Consider the following 15,624-nt stretch of genomic DNA (forward strand, 5'->3'; position numbering starts at 1 on the left):
CTCTGCTGCTGAATAAAGAAGGCCGTTAGGAATTTGGCATTGTCTGAGCAAAGCGAGTTTGTCAAATTTAGGCCTTCGGTCTTAAGGCTTCCGGGCAGAGGTATAGCGACAGGTTCTCTTTGCCACTTTCTCTTCAAAGAGAAAGTGGGGAACCATGGACCCTCTTACTTTTCTGCAGGCCAGAAAAGTAACAAAAGAACCTTGTCCGCCCGGCAATTTCCGGCAGGAATGATACTCACGGACTAAATTCCTTGACCGGGGCGGGGAGATAAGCTCTGCAATGAATTTTTCACGCCCGTTTTGCTGGGGCAAAATTGCCGAAGGCGGGGAACCGAGTACCTAGGTCGCATCAGCTCTGCTGCTGACGAGCTTTTGACCTCATCCTTCCCTCTCCTAATGCTTTATGAGAGGGGTAGGGGAGAGGTGCGGGACAAAAAAGAAAAAGAACAGCATAATTCCCCAAAACGTGCCTTACTTTCTCTTGTGACCAAGAGAAAGTAACAAAGAGAAGTCTTGCCCGCCCGACAATTTCCGGCAGGAATGATATCCCCGGGCTAAATTCCTTGACCAGGGCTGGGTGCTATGCTCTGCAATGAATTTTCACGCCCGCTCCCGCCATAGCAAAATTGCCGAAGGCGGGGGAACGGGTAATGTCCGGTCGCATTAGCTCTGCTGCTGAATAAAGAAGGCACTTAGGAATTTGGCATTGTTTGAGCGAAGCGAGTTTGTCAAATTTAGGCCGACGTCATAGGACTGCCAAGCAGAGGTTTAGCGACGAGCTGTTGACCTCACCCTTCCCTCTCCTAATGCTTTAGGAGAGGGGCAGGGGAGAGGTGTTATAAGAGAAAGCGGAGGCTGGTTTTGAAAGAAAATAACAAAGGGACGATCAAATGATCGTCCCTTAAATATTCCTGGCGCCCGCTCAAGGCGGACTACTGCCCAGCGAGAAGTCAAACTGGTGGGCCCTCGGGGATTCGAACCCTGAACCAACGGATTATGAGTCCGCTGCTCTAACCGTTGAGCTAAGGGCCCACAAAGTGCGGTAATGATAACATATCGATAGAGGGTTAGTCAATATCTTTAATGCCCGCAATGCGGCAGATCCTGGCTTGACATGCCGCGCCGGGGTTGTTATAATCATATGAAATTTAATGAATAACATTGATATCCAGATATGAAAAAGAACATTTTAATTTCGGCTTTCCTTGCCGGGCTTGTCTCCCTGGCCCTGGCCGGCTCATTCGGGAAACAGCCCAAACCAGCCATCCAGAAAGGCCCCTACCTGTCCTGGGACGACGATCTCCGGACCACCATGACCGTCAGCTGGGAGACCAATACTCCTGTTCCCGGGAAACTGGCCTACGGACCCCGGGGTAAAATGAACTACATCCTGCGGGACGACCAAGCCGGGACCCTGCACCACTTGAGGATAAAAGATCTCAAGCCCGACACCCGCTACTATTACCAGTTGCTGAACCTGTCGGCCCCGGTCTGCAGTTTTAAGACCGCACCCCGGGAGATGCGGGATTTCAAATTCGTCATCTACGGCGACACCCGGACCTTTCCGGAGCAGCACAAAAAGGTGATCGCGGCCATAACCCAATACAACCCGGAGTTCCTGATCCACACCGGGGATTACATCCAGGACGGGCGGGTATGGGGCATGTGGCAGGAGTTCTTCGACGCCAGCCGGCCGTTCTCCTCCTTTATCCCTCTGATGACGGTGATCGGCAACCACGAACGGACCTGCGACAACTATGTGAAGCTGTTCGCCCTGCCCGGCAATGAAAGGTGGTATGCCTTCGATTATCTGAATGTTCACTTCATCATATTGAACAACGAAGAAAACTACCAGAAAGATTCCCAGCAATACCGGTGGTTCGAGGCCGAGATAAAACGATCCCGGCCGCTCTATAAATGGCTGTTCGTCCTCCAGCACCGCCAGACCTACTCCTCTGGCAAGCGGGGCAGCGACCAGGATATCCTGGAGAACCTGGAGCCGCTGTTCAGGAAATACCGGCCGGATGTGGTGTTCTGCGGGCACGAGCATTTTTACGAAAGGCAGCGGCGGGGCGGCGTCAACTATATCATCACCGGCGGGGGCGGGGCCCCGCTGTACGACGTCAATCCAGGGGATTCCACCTTCCATGCCGAATCCAGCCTGCACTACTGCCAGGTCGAGGTCAGCGACAGCGCCGCCAAGGTGCGGATGGTCCGGGTGGACGGCAGTTCGCCGGACAGTTTGGTGCTGAAGGCCAGATAGTGAAACAGGGTATTGCAAATGACTCAAGAAAAACCTGATTCCCAGGTAAATAGAATCGGACTGATAGCTGAATTTTGCTCAAATGCCAGCCGCGGTCAAGTATTTGTCTATTGATAGGGGCTTGTTAATGTCGAAAAATATCGCTGTTCAAATCTGAAACGGAGAATTTGATGAGAACATTTATTTCAATTATACTCTTATCGGCAGGGCTGCTTATCACGGCCACCTCTGCCGCCGGGGTGCTTAACTTCAAGCTAAAACCGCTGGAGGGGAAAAAGAAGGTCGAGCTGGCCAGGGTGCTGGAAACCGGCCCGGCCCTGATAGCCTTCTGGGCCACCTGGTGTCACCCCTGCCAGGAGGAGCTGATCCACATCCAAAAGCTTTACCAGATGTACGCCGACAGCGGGATGTCATTCTACGCCGTCTCCATCGACGACGCCAAGACCGCCGGCAGGGTCAAGGCGGTGGCCAAAGGGAAGCGGTTCACCCTGCCGATACTGCTGGACCCCGAGCAGGAGGCGATGAGGTCCTTCAGCCTGATCAACGTTCCCGGGGTCTATATCCTGGGCCGGGACGGGAAGCTGCTTTATCAGCATACCGGCTATAAGCCGGGAGACGAGGCGGCCTTGGAGGAGAACGTCAGGACGATCCTCAAACTCGCTCCGGGACCGACCGCTCCGGCCGCCGGTGATTCGACAGCCTGCGGGGTGGATTCTTCCTGCTGCCCGGTCAAGGAGGAAAAATGAGATTTAAAAAGGCCCTGGCGACGGTGGTGCTGCCCATCTGCTTGGCGTTGTCCCTGACCAGTTGCGGCAAGAAACTTCCCACCGCGGTGATTTCAGACCAGGGGTATCCCCGCACAGTGCTGGTGGAGCTATTCACCTCCGAATTCTGCACCAACTGCCCGACGGCCGATCGGGCCGCCGAACGCCTGGCCGCCGAGATGGGTGATTCCCTATGTCTGGTCGAAATGCATCCCAATAATTTCCTGTCGCTGGGTGACAGCCTGGGGACTGCGGCGGCCGACACCCTGGCCGGTGACTACCAATCCGGCCTATCGGTGACAGGACTTCCCTTCTTCTCCTGCGACGGGCTGGAGAATATGCTGGGAACCTCGGTCGACGACGAGGCCACCTATCAAAGCTACCGCCAGCTGGCGGATATCCGCAAGATCATCAAAAGCCCATTGAAACTGAACCTCGCCGCCCAGCTGGACCAGGATGCCATAATCTACTCCGCCCAGATAACCGCCGGCGGTTCTGTGCCGCAAAACGGCGATCTGGGGCTGGTCCTGCTGGTGGTGGAGGATTCGGTCAGCGCCTACGGCAAGGTGTTCCGTTATGTGGCGCGTTCGCTGGCCCCCAATACTGAAGGCGACCGGCTAGATATTCTGCCGGCATCGACAGTTTCCCGAGCGGGCAGCATCATAAAGAATTCCGGGTGGCTGCCCTGGCGGCTGTCCCTTATTGCTTACGTACGCAACAATGACACCAGGGAGATCGTCCAGGCGGCCAGGGTCCGCATCTATGCCGCCACCACCGCCCCGGCAGCGCCCGCCTTGAATCTGCCGGTTGATGATGCGGTAAATCTGGCCCTGAGCCCGACCCTGAGCTGGCTGGCCAGCAGCGGCGCGGCCAGCTACACCCTGCAGTACGACACCGACAGCCTGTTCGGCGGGGCGGTATCCCAGAGCGGACTGACCGGGACCAGCCTGCAGATAAAAGGCCTCGGTAACGCCACCACCTATTACTGGCGGGTAAACGCCAGCAACAATGCCGGAGTATCCGGGTGGTCGGCGATCCGTTGCTTTACCACCACCGCCACTGCTTTGCCGGTTAAGCCGGTTCTGAATGCGCCGGCGAACGGCGACACCGGCGTCAGCAAAAGTCCCACTTTGATCTGGACTGCCAGCAGCGGGGCTTCAAACTACGGACTGCAGGTGGCTACCAACAATTCTTTCCATCCCGCCAGCATGATCTATTCCCAATCAGGACTGACCGGCACCGGCCAGTCGATCCTGGGGCTTGATCCCGGGATCGACTATTACTGGCGGGTCAATGCCTCCAATATCGCCGGGACATCAGCCTGGTCGGAGACCTGGTCCTTCACCACCACTACCAATCCGGCCCCCGAACCTCCGGTCTTGGTCTGGCCGGCCAACGGCGAGCTGAACTCCGGCACCAGTCCGGCGCTAAGCTGGAGTTCCAGCTACGGGGCCTACAGCTATGCCCTGCAGGTCTCGCCCAGCAGCGACTTTCGGAGCCTGGTATACTATCAAAGCGGATTGCCCGATACCAGCCGCTCCGTTGCCGGCCTTGACTCCCTGACCACCTATCACTGGAGAGCCAACGCCTCCAACGTTTACGGAGCCTCCGGCTGGTCCGATGCCTGGACCTTCACCGATGCCAGGGGGTACGGCTTCTCCCGGCTGATCTCGCCGGACTCGGCCACCAGGCTGCCGGACACCATCATCAGCTACAGCCTGTCCGACCCGGAAACCCCGGAGCTGGGGTTCCATATCTATCTTGCCAATCTCTCTTCCAAGATGAACATCTATGCCCAGGCCCCCACTTCGCTGAACTCCGATCCCCTTTTGTTCTGGGGATTCCTATGCACCGAAACCGGCTGCCAGGGGCCCAACGGGATCGCCACTGCAGTATTCAATGCCGGGACCACCCAGCACTGGACGGTGCATTTTAACTTCAACACCTTGCCGCCTCCGGAAGGACTGCATTCCTTGATATTAAAGTTATGGGCCGCCGACAATCCGTCGCATATCATGACCCGTCGGCTGTATCTGGAGGTGCTGCCGTGAGATATTTTGTTTTAACTGTTTGTCTTATGGCCTTGGCCGGCGAAGCCGCGGCCTGGGACCTTTCCGGCGGCAACCAGGCGGCCATCTGGGTCTCCCAGGCCGATACCGACAGCCTCTACAATGTGCTGCATTACCGGGAAGGGTGCGACCTGCGGCTGTCCGGCGATCTCAAGGATCACATCAAGCTTGACGCCGGGCTGAAGTTTTTATACGACCAGGAGCGCTGGGACGACCAGCCGGTGTTCTCCGGGATCTCCCGGCGGTATCTTCAGCTGAAGACCGAAAATCTATCGGCCAGGGCCGGGACCTATTACGCCACTTTGGGGCGGGGCCTGGTGCTGAACTGCGTCAACCAGCAGGCGGCCAAGGTCGACCGGTATCTGGACGGCGGCCTGGCCTCGGCTTCCTGGGAAGACCTGGGCGATGCCCGGCTGCTGTTCGGCCGGATCATGGAAAACACCGTGGAGCTGGACACGGCCAAGACCTATTTCGGGACCGAGATAAAGCTGACCAGGTTATCTTCAGCAACAGTAGGATTGGCCTATCTGAGGTCAAATGCTGCCGGGCCGGCTTTGGACCCTTCCTTCGGCAAGCCGGCCGACGAGCAATACAGCGGAAGCCTGGGCGGAACGCTCGGCCCGGTGGACCTTTACGGGGAGTACGCCGGCCGGCGCACCTACGGGCGGCTGTCCCCTTCGGCCGGCTGGGTGGGGATAGAGGATGTCAACGGCCACGCCTTTTACGGCAGCCTGACGGCCGCCTATGCCGGGCTGGGAGCAATGATGGATTTTAAAAAATATCGGGACTTCGACGCCGCCATAAATGCGCCGCCGCCCTGCAACCGGGAGGGCCGGCTATTGAACAACGGGCAGGACGAGTATGGCTTTCAAACCGACCTGACGGCCACCCCCTGGGCTTGGCTGGAATTGCACGGTAATGCATCCTGGGCAAGGACCAGGGACCAGAGGGAGGATATAATGTCAATTGAAGGCCTGTCGTATTCCGGCAGCCAAAAATGGCAGGATGTTTTTGTGGAGGGCCGGTGGGAGGTCCGGGAGAACCTTCTCCTCAATGCCGAGGGACGGCTGAGACGGGAGGACAACCTGCAGCCCGATATCATCAGAAAAAAATATATGGGGGCCTCGGCCGGGATGGTATGGAAATACCATGGCTTCCGTACCCTGTCGGTCAAAGCCGGAGGCAACCGCTACAGGAATATCTATGATATGAGAAGGCTTTATTATGACGAGGTCCTGGCCGAGCTGGGCTGGGTTCCTTTTGCCTGGCTGAATGTCTTTGCCAATGCCGATCTGGCCGACAAGCCCGTTGCCGAGTACGACGGCAAGAAAAGCTGGGGCGAGGCCGGATGCGCCATAGATTTCGACCAGGGCCGCCAGCAGCTGAAAGTATCGGCCGGCCGGACCAAGGGCGGATTGGTCTGCTCCGGCGGGTTCTGCCGGTGGGAGCCGGCCTTTAAGGGATTCAAGGCCGCTTGGGAATGGAGTTTCTGAGGGAAATTTAGCAGGTAAAATCGCGAAATAGTCATAGCCAAAGGCCCGGTTTTAACCGGGCCTTTGGCTTTCCCTTCGAACCATTTTTGCTAGGCTCCTTCTTTTCTTGACAACCCAAGGGCCCGCTGATATAATCCTACTATCAGTTTCCGATCAATTGTTTTACAGTTTAAATCTATGGATCGCAAAAATCCGCATCTTTTGGACTATCTGTTCGTTCTGAGGCCCATCCTGCTGGTCCCGGCCTGGACCATGCTGTTGGTGGGCTATTTTCGGGCGCAGGGACATCTTGCTGTTTCCTTGAAGCTGCCCGGGGAATTCTGGCTGGCCATGCTGATATATAGTGGTCTGATGGGGGCGGTCTATATAATCAATCAGATATTCGACGTGGAGACCGACCGGCTCAACAAAAAACTATTCCTGGTGGCCGAGGGCTATGTCAATAAAACGGCCATCATCATAGAATCCATAATCCTTTTCCTGACAGCCATATTCATCGGCTTCTGGAAATTCTCCATTTTGTTCGGGGTCATTATTACGCTCTCCGGTATTTTGGGACTACTGTATTCAGTGCCGCCCTTCAAGTTCAAGGCAAAACCTTTCCTGGACATGCTGGCCAACGGCCTGGGGTACGGCCTGCTGGCATTTGCCGCCGGCTGGCTATCGGCCGGTCGTGACAATGCCAATCTGTGGTTGTTCTCCATGCCATATGTGCTGGCGGTCTCCGCAGTTTACCTGAACACCACCATTCCGGATCATAACTCGGATAAGGCCACCGGCAACATCACCACCGGGGTCTTTATAGGGATAAAAGTCACCCGCTGGCTGGCCCTGGCCCTGATGCTGGGCAGCCTGTTGCTGTCGATCCACTTTAAAGACCATCTCTGCCTGGCGGCTTCAGGCGCGGCCCTGCCGCTGTTCGTGATGGCCGTGATATCGGGCAATATGAAATGGACCATGCTGTCCTACCAGGCCGGCTCGCTTATGCTGGTGGTTCTTTCCGGCATGCTGTTCCCGATATATATTCCGATACTGATAGCCACCTTTCTGGCCCTCAAGTTCTATCACAAATGGCGGTTCGGAATGGATTATCCCAAGTTTGCCGATAGGGCATAATTGCACACGGATGACACTGATCGTGGGATATTTCCACGGATATTTTACCCATGTTTCTTTGGGTTATGAATTATATACACCTGTTCCTGATGCTGAATCTTTTATGGCTGAGTGTTTGCAGCGCCCAGCCGGAAAAGGAGGGACAAGCTATGAATATAAGAAGGTCCATCATTGCCGGAAGCTGGTATCCGGGAGAAGCCGATAAGCTATCGGCTCAGATAAATAAATATCTTGATGCGGCAAAGAAGGCCGAAAGCGATGGCGTGTTGACGGGCATCATCGTCCCCCATGCCGGGTACCTGTACTCCGGACCGACCGCGGCCTATGCCTACAAGAACATCAATCCTGAAAACATCTCCACCGTTATCATGGTGGGTCCCAGCCACAGCGCCTATTTTGAGGGGACGGCGGTCTATGGCTTCGGTGCCTGGGAGACGCCGCTGGGTAAGACCGAGATCGACTCCAAGTTGGCCGAAGAGATAATTTCCCAGGACCAGAAATACATCAATGACAACCCCGGGGCCCATGCCAAAGAACATTCACTGGAGATACAGCTCCCGTTCCTGCAGTCCGTGATGCACTCTGGATTTAAGATAGTGCCGATAATGCTCTACGATCAGTCACTGGCCTCCTGCGATCGCCTGGCTCAGACCATAGCCGGGGCGGTCAAGGGACGGGACGATGTCCTGCTGCTGGCCTCCAGCGACCTGTCGCACTACCATTCCCAGGCCGAGGCGAAAAGGCTGGATAAATTGGTGATGGATGCCGTGGGTAAATTTGATCCCGAAAAATTAGCCGGTGACCTGGCCTTTGAAAAATGCGAGGCCTGCGGAGGCGGTCCGATGGTGACGGTGATGCTGGCCTGCCGCTATCTGGGGGCGGACAGGTCCGTGGTCTATGACTACCGGACCTCCGGCGATGTGACCGGGGACAAGGGCCAGGTGGTGGGATATCTGGCAGCGGGGCTCTATAATACAAAAAACAAAAAAGAAAAAATCAAAAAACAAATAATAGAAGACGATAAATTAACACTGGAGGAGAAAAGAGAACTTTTCCGGATAGCGCACCAGTCGATCGAGGCTGAGGTCAGAGGACTGCCCAAGCCGAAGTTCACACCGCTGACCCCCAGGCTGGCCGAACTACGGGGCGTCTTCGTCACCCTGAAGGAAAGCGGCAATCTGCGGGGCTGCATCGGATATATAGAGGGCATAAGGCCGCTGTACCAGGCGGTGGCGGAGATGGCGGTGGCGGCGGCCACCGGGGACCCCCGTTTCCCTCCGGTGACAACAAGAGAATTACCGGAATTGGAGTATGAGATATCGGTATTGACCCCCAAGAGGCAGATAGATTCGCCGGAAGAGTTCATTGTGGGCAGGCATGGTATAATAGTCCAGCGGGGCGGGCGCTCCGGGGTGTTTTTGCCGCAGGTGGCGGCCGAGGAAGGATGGACCCGCGAGGAAACGTTGTCGTATTTATGCCTGCACAAAGCCGGCCTGCCGGCCGGGGCCTGGAAGGATAAGGAGACGAAATTGTTCGTGTTCGAGGCCGAGGTGATAGAAGGAAAGGATATAAAATGAAAAAAACACCATACAGGGTAATTTTTGTCTTAACTTTGATTTGCAGTTTTAACGCTGTTGCCAACGATACGCATATGGGTAGTGTTGGCGGAAATATTTATCCCAGTAAGAGTAATTCCATCCAAATGGTAAAAGAAAGAATAAATGCAGTAATGTATCATGACAGTTTTACTGTTAGCTGTAAGTTTTGGTTTTATAACCTTGAAAAACCCGAATATATTAACGTGGGGTTCCCAGATGCGGTAAATAATAGTGATAGTCCGGCGGCAGATACTTTGCGCAATTTTAAAGTCATTATTAATGGTAAGCCTGAAGAGATTACACGAGTAAAACAGATTTCAACCGGTTATAACCACGAAACACTCACGAACACGGAGTATTGGTTTACTTGGAAAATGCATTTCCCGTCAAAAGAGACAGTGTTTGTTGAAAATTATTATACTGGTAGCTACAGCCATAACGCCGGTGGTTTATATTTTGTTAGTTATATAATCGGAACCGGTAGCACTTGGCAGGGTTCGATAAAAGATGGGCGAGTCGTTTTCAATCACTCAAATTTGGCAACTAATTATTTTATAAATGATACTTTCCCAGGATATACAAATATTAAACCCGCATATTATCAAGATAGCGTTGTATATGCTTTTACTAAATATAGACCAAAGGAAAGTGAAATATTGATCGTAGAACTTTATCCGTATTGGGCTAACTCAAATATATACGAATTTAAAAAGTATTTAGAGAAAAATAATTATACAAAAAAAGAATTACGTTTAATTCGCAATGAAATATTCGCAAGGCGTGGGTATGTTTTTAACGATAAAAGTTTAAATAAATATTTTACCAGTAAAAAATGGTACAAACCAAATAATAATTTCAAAGCATCCATGTTGAATGAGTATGAACAAAACATGATAAATTATTTATCTCAATTAGAAAAAGAAGCCAATATATAACATTTAATTATGCGACAAAAACAGATCATCGAAGAAATGGCCCTGCTGGCCGAAAAACTGGGCCTCAACATCAAATTCGACGAATTCGACGGGCGAGGCGGCTGGTGCCGGGTCAAGGACAGCCAGCGGATAATCATCAACAAACGGCTGGGGCCGCAGGAGCAGATTAGAATATTGTCCCAGATCCTGGCCGGTTATCAGATCGAGGAGCAGTCCATGGCCCCCAAGGTCCGCCAGCTCATCGAGGAGGCCCGGGAGGAGCTGCAGCCGGCCTTGGATATCTCGGATAAAACTTCTTCAGTCGATACCAAACCGGAGAAATAGGGCATGGACCAGACCACGATCAATTTAATCAATTGCCGGGAGTGCCAAAAGACGGTCAGCCCCAACGCCCGGAGCTGCCCCCACTGCGGGGCGCCCCAGCCGGCCAACCAAACCTGGAACGGGTGGGGGTTCGACTGGAGGTCCAAAACCTCCTACTACGGCTGGCCTCTGGTCCACATCTCGGTGGGCAAGGACCGCCACGGCAAGCTTCGGGTGGCCAGGGGCTGGATCGCCATCGGGCAGTTCGGCATCGGCCTGATCACCATCGCCCAGTTCGGGGTGGGAATCCTTTTCGGTCTGGGACAGTTCATCTTCGGCATAACGGCGGTGGCCCAGTTCGCCATCGGCCTGCTGTTCGGGCTGGGACAGTTCGCCACCGGTTACGTGGCCATCGGCCAGATGGCCCTGGGATACTATGCCTATGCCCAGATCGGCCTGGCCAAATATCTCTGGACAAAAAATTGCCAGGACCCCGAAGCGATCAGGTTCTTTCTGGACCTTAAAGGACGGGCCCTGGCGTTAATCGGAAAATAACAAGATCGGAGGATGAGTATGGCTATCACCGGAAAATCGCTGGCGGTTTATATCATAGCCGGAGTATTGATATTCTTCGGAATATTGTTCCTGATGTCGGCCCGGGCCGAATACACCTCCAGTCCCGGGGGACGCATCATCACCGGTCTGGTGCTGATAGGAACCGGCATATTTGGGGCGGTGATGGTAAAACGCAACCAGCCAAAACAGAAGATCGAGATCACCCAGAAGATAGACCTCTCCGGTTCGGTCAAGCCCGAGGAGATGAAATGCAAACAGTGCGGGGCTCCGTTGGACAGGAACTCGGTGGAGGTCAAGGAGGGGGCGGTGTTCATCAATTGCCCCTACTGCAAGGGGACCTATCAGATCACCGAAGAACCAAAGTGGTAAAAATATAATAAAGCAATGCAAAATCTGCTTACATCGCAAGCCATTTATTGCCATACGTTTATAATTTAGTGTTGAAAAGTATATATATATTGCAAGCCTTGAGAGTAGTCGCATTTATCTCAGGGCGTTTTCTATATTCTTAACATCTTAATTCCCATAATGTTATAAATTCATTAAAAATTGATATGGGCATAAAATATGCATGAATATTTTAATAATGAAGAAAACTTTTACAATACTGAAATTATTTTAAGGAGAAAAGTATGAAAACAGTAATGTCTGCTTTGCTGTTTTTGCTTGCTTTGACGAATTTATCCTGGGCTATGCCCCCACTGGAAGGCATAGAGATGCCCGAGGGATTAAGCAAAGCTATCGAATCCGGAAGAATAGATAACCCAAACGATGGATTGTTACCCCAATTAAAAGCTAAATTTGGGACGGTCAAGATATCCGGCACGCGTACCTATCCGGTAGTGATGGGTTATTTTACCGACCAAGCGCAGACCTTTACCCAGATCGCTTTCCAGGACAGTCTTTTTGCAGCGGGTGGAGGCAAAAAGACATGTTACAATTATTACAAGGATATGTCATACTCGGCCATGACCTGCACCGGGGCGGTGCAGGCTTGGGCCAGCAGTGGGAACACTAAAACATATTTTGCCAACGGCTATTACGGTCTGTATCTTACCTACCCCCGGAATGTTCCGGGCTTCATCCATGCCATTCTGACGGCCTTGGATGCCACGGTCAATTTTGCCGATCCGGCATTTGACCAGGACGGGGATCTTTATGTCGATGTATTGTGGGTCATCCATTCTGGCAAAGGCGCAGAAGAAACGGGACTTACTTCCGATTTCTGGTCCCACAGCAGCGCTATGTCCGACTGGGACGGCGGGGCCTTCGTCACCAACGACAAAGTTGGCAATAAATACGTGACCATCGACAAATATATAATAATGCCCGAGGTTTCCAATTACAGCGGATATGGGAACAACAAAATGATTGGCAGAGGCGTTTTCTGTCATGAGTTCGGCCATGCCTTGGGACTACCGGATCTATACGATACTGGGACCGGTACTATCGCCGGAGAAGGTTTGGGGCAGTGGGCTTGCATGGCTTCGGGTTCATGGGGCGGTGATGGTTCCCATGCTGCTACCCCCACCTCTCTGTGCGTTTGGTCAAAGAAGTTTCTTGGCTGGATCGCTCCGAAAAATATCACCCAGAACGGAAAATTTGTTTTCAACTGGTCGCTGGCCGACTCAACCCGCAGTTCGGTCAGGATGGCCAAATTGGGCAGTTCGACAGCCAAGCAGTACTGGCTGGCCGAGAACCGAAACCAGAACGCTTTGGGTTATTACAGCGGAATAAAATGGGACCAGTATATGTTGGGATCCGGTCTGTTAGTTTATCATATCAACGAAGACACCATCAATAAATATCTGGCCACAAACAAGGTCAATGTTAACAGCACGAATAACAGCACCAGGAATCGTTGCTATGGCGTGGCACTGGAAGAGACCGATATGACCTCGGCCGGGTACAGCTCCGAAATGTGGACCGGCACCAACAGGGGCGATGCCGCCGATGTCTGGAACAGCGGGACCCAGGTTCATTTTGACAGCTTGGGTGGCACTTTATATCCTTATTCATATTTCAATGGAACAAGTTCGACCACCTCGGGGGGCAATTCTGGCATTGCCATACGAGGGATCCCAGCCGCGGCCAAGGGTGATTTTAATAGCAAAGCCATGGCTTGCACGCTTTTTGTGATTCCAGGCCAAGCACCCAATGCCGTGGAACTGAGCTATTTTACCGGGACGATCTCCGGCAATAAGCCATTGCTTTCATGGCGAACCGAGAGCGAGTATTACTGTTCACACTGGGAGATCTCCCGGACCAAGGATTCTGAGGGGGAATACAAACTGCTGGCCAAGATACCCGGTAGTTTGACCTCCAACCAGCCTCAGGAATACAGTTATACCGATGAAAGCCTGCCGGAGGGGGGCAGCTATTATTACCTGCTTACAGAGGTGGATGTCAACGGAGATAAAACACCCTACGGACCGGTGAATATCGTGATTTCGTCCTTTGTGAAAAGATCGGAACTGGCGCTACTGCCCTGTTATCCCAATCCCAGCCGGGGTGAGACCACTTTCAAATATTCACTGCCGGCCGAAGGCAACGTAAACATCAGGATTTTCAACATTCTGGGGCAGGAGGTAAGAACGATTCATATCGGCCACAGCCCGTCTGGCCCTAATGCTGTGCCCTGGGATGGCAGGGATAATAAAGCAAACTTGCTGCCCAACGGGATTTACGTATATCAGCTGGTGTATGGCAACCAAAGGATCACCCGGAAACTGAGCATCCTTAAGTAATCCTTAATGCTTAAAATCGCCCTATCTTTAGGGCGATTTTATTTTACTATTGAAATCAGTTGAGATACGTGGTATTTTAATGAAAAATATAATAAAGGATCTGTTATGAAGAAAAATTGGTTGCTGGCGGTATTCCCGGGCGCTTTGGCGTTGATGATCATCTCTTTGGTGGTGGCCCTGTTCATTGTAAAAATATTGTGGGCCTGGACCATCCCTGACCTGTTCCCCGGGGCGGTGGAACAGGGGCTGGTGGTGAAAAGCATCTCCTGGCTGACATCGCTGAAATTGGCCATATTGGTGGTGGTATTTGCCGGCATCGCCGGGGTGCGCAAGGACCGGGGCTGAAATAAAAATGTCCTTTACCGAGATCAAACCGGATAGTGGTGATATCGAATATCATTTCGTCCGCAGCTCCGGCCCGGGCGGGCAGAATGTCAACAAGGTCGCCACAGCGGTCCAGCTGAGATTCAACATCGTCCGCACCCGGGCCTTGACCGAGGCGGTGAAACAGGGGGTATTCAAGCTGGCCGGGAACCGGATCAATGCCCGGGGTATCCTAATAATTGATGCCCGCAAGTACCGTACCCAGGAGCGCAACAAACAGGACGCCTTTGACCGTCTGAGGGCCCTGATCCTGAGGGCATCAGCCACTCATAAAAAAAGGGTGGCTACCAGGCCCAGCTATCGATCCACGCTGAAACGGCTGGAGGGGAAACATCTTCAGGGGCTTAAAAAGGACGGCCGGAGAAAACCCGCCCCAGTCGATTGATCCTTTAAGCCGGCATCAGTGGCCTCTAACCATGTTAACGGAGGAGTTATGTTTGATAACAAGGAAAAACTGATGCAGAAAGTGGCGTCCCTTCCCAAGGGCAGCCTTTCGCCCAGCCGCCGCTATTGGTGCCTTACCTGCAAGATGCTGTTCAGCATCGATCATCCGGTTTGTCCCTATATGCCTAAGATGTGCATCAATACTCCCATCCCCATTGAGGTGATGCCCCTGGAGTCGTCCATCTGCCTGGAAAAACTGGGGCTTTTTTACCCCAAGATCCCCCATAAAATTATGTCCTTTCTGGCCACCGGCGACTTTGGCAAGATCGGTGACGGATTGTTTAACGCCTATCTGGGGTTTTTGAACGACTGGGGGGTAAAATACCGGAACGAAAAACTTCAGACCCTAAAAAGCTTCATCATCATGGTAAGCGGCTGTGAAACAGCCCAGCGGGTAACGGCGGAGGAGGTCACTTTTATAATCACCGACCTGGGAAAAATCTGGGATAAGGATAAGCTGTTCGCTCTGCTCAACCCGGTTATTGCCCTATTCAAGGATGTATTGAGCATCAGCCAGACAATCAAACTCGACGAATTGGAGGTCACCGGTGATGCCCCGTCCGGAAAGTACTACTGCCCCATGTGCCGCAAATTCTTCGAGTTCTCCACCCAGCGCGCTACCATCACCTGTCCGCTGATGGCCCAGAAATGTATGGCCACCCCGGCTGATATCGCCCAGGCCAAGTACCAGTTGGACGATCTGGCCAAGGTCTATCAATACACGCCGGATATTTATAAAAAAATGATATCGGCCTTTCCCCAAAACCCCGCAGCTGGTAGATATTTGGAAAAACTTTTGACCGATGAATGGCATTTCGATCCGGATGAATTTGCCCTGGGTCGCATAAAATCCGCCTTGGGATTGGATGAATCCCGATAGCTTTCGAGCCGCCAACCGGCGGCTTTTTCCTTGTATTCTGCCAATAAATAAG

The 15,624-nt window shown here is 52.9% G+C and carries 14 protein-coding genes and 1 tRNA gene; 14 read left to right on the top strand and 1 reads right to left on the bottom strand.

The window, feature by feature from the left end; translation table 11 throughout:
• Window positions 1-956: 956 nt before the first annotated feature.
• A tRNA-Met gene (locus A2273_11885) sits at window positions 957-1,032 on the bottom strand.
• Window positions 1,033-1,174: 142 nt separating this feature from the next.
• On the opposite strand from A2273_11885, the gene A2273_11890 reads away from it, so the two are divergent.
• The 14 genes from A2273_11890 to A2273_11955 all read left to right on the top strand — a co-directional run bounded on the left by A2273_11890 (window position 1,175) and on the right by A2273_11955 (window position 15,572).
• The gene (locus A2273_11890; GenBank protein ID OGF06583.1) at window positions 1,175-2,263 is read left to right on the top strand and encodes a hypothetical protein; all 1,089 of its coding nucleotides are present in this window, start codon (window positions 1,175-1,177) and stop codon (window positions 2,261-2,263) included.
• A gap of 170 nt (window positions 2,264-2,433) precedes the next feature.
• A complete protein-coding gene (locus A2273_11895; GenBank protein ID OGF06584.1) occupies window positions 2,434-3,009 on the top strand; it encodes a hypothetical protein in 576 nt (191 codons plus the stop codon).
• Window positions 3,006-5,078, top strand: coding sequence for a hypothetical protein (locus A2273_11900; protein ID OGF06585.1), 2,073 nt, complete (start codon window positions 3,006-3,008; stop codon window positions 5,076-5,078). Before A2273_11895 ends, A2273_11900 begins: the two co-directional genes overlap by 4 nt.
• Before the next feature lie 26 nt (window positions 5,079-5,104).
• The gene (locus A2273_11905) at window positions 5,105-6,589 is read left to right on the top strand and encodes a hypothetical protein (GenBank protein ID OGF06586.1); all 1,485 of its coding nucleotides are present in this window, start codon (window positions 5,105-5,107) and stop codon (window positions 6,587-6,589) included.
• Window positions 6,590-6,766: 177 nt separating this feature from the next.
• Window positions 6,767-7,705: a hypothetical protein gene (locus A2273_11910; GenBank protein ID OGF06587.1), complete on the top strand. Its 939-nt coding sequence runs from the start codon at window positions 6,767-6,769 to the stop codon at window positions 7,703-7,705.
• A 65-nt stretch (window positions 7,706-7,770) separates the two neighbouring features.
• Window positions 7,771-9,282: a hypothetical protein gene (locus tag A2273_11915; GenBank protein OGF06588.1), complete on the top strand. Its 1,512-nt coding sequence runs from the start codon at window positions 7,771-7,773 to the stop codon at window positions 9,280-9,282.
• Complete coding sequence (locus A2273_11920) at window positions 9,279-10,238, top strand: hypothetical protein (GenBank protein OGF06589.1); 960 nt, start codon at window positions 9,279-9,281, stop codon at window positions 10,236-10,238. Before A2273_11915 ends, A2273_11920 begins: the two co-directional genes overlap by 4 nt.
• A 9-nt stretch (window positions 10,239-10,247) precedes the next feature.
• Complete coding sequence (locus A2273_11925; protein ID OGF06590.1) at window positions 10,248-10,562, top strand: hypothetical protein; 315 nt, start codon at window positions 10,248-10,250, stop codon at window positions 10,560-10,562.
• Between the two features lie 3 nt (window positions 10,563-10,565).
• Window positions 10,566-11,096: a hypothetical protein gene (locus tag A2273_11930; protein OGF06591.1), complete on the top strand. Its 531-nt coding sequence runs from the start codon at window positions 10,566-10,568 to the stop codon at window positions 11,094-11,096.
• 18 nt (window positions 11,097-11,114) lie between these two features.
• Window positions 11,115-11,486, top strand: a complete 372-nt coding sequence (locus A2273_11935) for a hypothetical protein (GenBank protein OGF06592.1) — start codon at window positions 11,115-11,117, stop codon at window positions 11,484-11,486.
• A 347-nt stretch (window positions 11,487-11,833) separates the two neighbouring features.
• Window positions 11,834-13,864 carry a hypothetical protein gene (locus A2273_11940; protein ID OGF06593.1) on the top strand — a complete coding sequence of 677 codons (2,031 nt, stop codon included), beginning with the start codon at window positions 11,834-11,836 and terminating at the stop codon, window positions 13,862-13,864.
• Window positions 13,865-13,969: 105 nt separating this feature from the next.
• A complete protein-coding gene (locus A2273_11945; GenBank protein ID OGF06594.1) occupies window positions 13,970-14,209 on the top strand; it encodes a hypothetical protein in 240 nt (79 codons plus the stop codon).
• A gap of 1 nt (window position 14,210) precedes the next feature.
• Window positions 14,211-14,633 carry a hypothetical protein gene (locus A2273_11950; protein OGF06638.1) on the top strand — a complete coding sequence of 141 codons (423 nt, stop codon included), beginning with the start codon at window positions 14,211-14,213 and terminating at the stop codon, window positions 14,631-14,633.
• 48 nt (window positions 14,634-14,681) lie between these two features.
• Window positions 14,682-15,572: a hypothetical protein gene (locus A2273_11955; GenBank protein OGF06595.1), complete on the top strand. Its 891-nt coding sequence runs from the start codon at window positions 14,682-14,684 to the stop codon at window positions 15,570-15,572.
• Window positions 15,573-15,624 lie beyond the last annotated feature (52 nt).

This window comes from Candidatus Edwardsbacteria bacterium RifOxyA12_full_54_48, from assembly GCA_001777915.1.
Taxonomy (GTDB): Bacteria; Edwardsbacteria; AC1; order AC1; family EtOH8; genus UBA2226.